At 52.4% G+C, this 1,801-nt stretch carries 3 protein-coding genes; all 3 read left to right on the top strand.

Annotated features, from left to right (window positions below; all coding sequences use genetic code 11):
- The first annotated feature begins 182 nt into the window (after window positions 1-182).
- Entirely contained in the window at window positions 183-425 is a 243-nt protein-coding gene (locus PMI16_RS26015; protein ID WP_157212676.1) for a hypothetical protein, read from the top strand.
- A 294-nt stretch (window positions 426-719) separates the two neighbouring features.
- Entirely contained in the window at window positions 720-1,256 is a 537-nt protein-coding gene (locus tag PMI16_RS16970) for a fimbrial protein (protein WP_007881767.1), read from the top strand.
- Between the two features lie 64 nt (window positions 1,257-1,320).
- A complete protein-coding gene (locus tag PMI16_RS26010) occupies window positions 1,321-1,563 on the top strand; it encodes a hypothetical protein (RefSeq protein ID WP_157212676.1) in 243 nt (80 codons plus the stop codon).
- The last annotated feature ends 238 nt before the right edge of the window (window positions 1,564-1,801 follow it).

The raw sequence follows: 1,801 nt of genomic DNA, 5'->3' as shown, positions 1-1,801 counted from the left end.
CCCTATCGCCGCTGACGGCACTGCCAATCCGGTCTATTACGCAATGTATGTGTCCAAGGGTGGTGCGACTTCCGGTGCGACTACCACGTCCGTGACTTACAGCCTTGAGTATCAATAAGGCTAAACATTCCGGACCAGAGATGCTTCTGTTTTCCGCTCGCTAGTCTGATAAGCAAGTCTCAATGAAGCCACTTCCGTGGCTTCATTGTTTTTTATACATCGCTATTCCTCATCCATATCTCCAACATCAACAGGTGTGGAAATATAAGTATCCGTTGCAAGTTTCCATCATGCTACCGGCCCTGACCGCCGACACGGCGACAACTCCTCATGCCGCAGGAGCATGCCTGCGCCGCGTTCCGTTTTTTCCTTCGGCAACACAGCACGGTGAAACCGTCTTCGCCCTGTCAGGACATGCAGGATAAATTTCCCCTGAGGCGCTAAGCCAGAAAAATTTCGGTCATTTTCCCTCTTGGGTCAGGCAAGCGTCAGCTTGTCGTTTCATGAAGTCACACACCATCTCTTTTGAGAATTTTCCTATATTTTTATCCGCTCCCCATCCCTAACATGCGTCCTGTGATTGAGGTTTGAGCAAGGAATGGATTCATCATCATTGCCGCCGAATGCAAGGAACACGGCACCACACAAGTTTCCGCGCGTCCGAAAATCTTGATGATCACAACAACCCACTGTCTTTACATTCTTTTGGAGTACACATCATGAAAAAAACCATCCTCGCCTCCTTGCTGGCGGCTGCGGCACTGGCGCCCATGGCTTCCTTCGCCAGCGACGGCACCATCAATTTCAGCGGCCAGATTACCGATCAGACTTGCACAATCAACGGCGGACAACCAACCTTCACCGTGACACTGCCTAAGGTATCGGCATCGACACTGGCTGCAGCCGGCTCCCAAGCCGGCTCGACACGCGTTCCTCTGACGCTGACCAACTGCACACCGACCTCCGGTGGCGTTCGTCTCTACTTCGAACCAGGCGCCAACGTCGACTACACGACGGGGCGTCTGAATGTCGCTGCCGGTGGCGCCAAGAATGTCCAGATCGGCCTGTTCAACGATGCGGCCGGCACCAGCAAGGTCAACATCGGTGCAATGACCGGCGGCCAAAATACGGCGTTCTTCCCTATCGCCGCTGACGGCACTGCCAATCCGGTCTATTACGCAATGTATGTGTCCAAGGGTGGTGCGACTTCCGGTGCGACTACCACGTCCGTGACTTACAGCCTTGAGTATCAATAAGGCTAAACATTCCGGACCAGAGATGCTTCTGTTTTCCGCTCGCTAGTCTGATAAGCAAGTCTCAATGAAGCCACTTCCGTGGCTTCATTGTTTTTTATACATCGCTATTCCTCATCCATATCTCCAACATCAACAGGTGTGGAAATATAAGTATCCGTTGCAAGTTTCCATCATGCTACCGGCCCTGACCGCCGACACGGCGACAACTCCTCATGCCGCAGGAGCATGCCTGCGCCGCGTTCCGTTTTTTCCTTCGGCAACACAGCACGGTGAAACCGTCTTCGCCCTGTCAGGACATGCAGGATAAATTTCCCCTGAGGCGCTAAGCCAGAAAAATTTCGGTCATTTTCCCTCTTGGGTCAGGCAAGCGTCAGCTTGTCGTTTCATGAAGTCACACACCATCTCTTTTGAGAATTTTCCTATATTTTTATCCGCTCCCCATCCCTAACATGCGTCCTGTGATTGAGGTTTGAGCAAGGAATGGATTCATCATCATTGCCGCCGAATGCAAGGAACACGGCACCACACAAGTTTCCGCGCGTCCG

This window comes from Herbaspirillum sp. CF444, assembly GCF_000282135.1.
Classification (GTDB): Bacteria; Pseudomonadota; Gammaproteobacteria; order Burkholderiales; family Burkholderiaceae_D; genus Herbaspirillum.
This window is presented reverse-complemented; position numbering and strand designations above follow the sequence as displayed.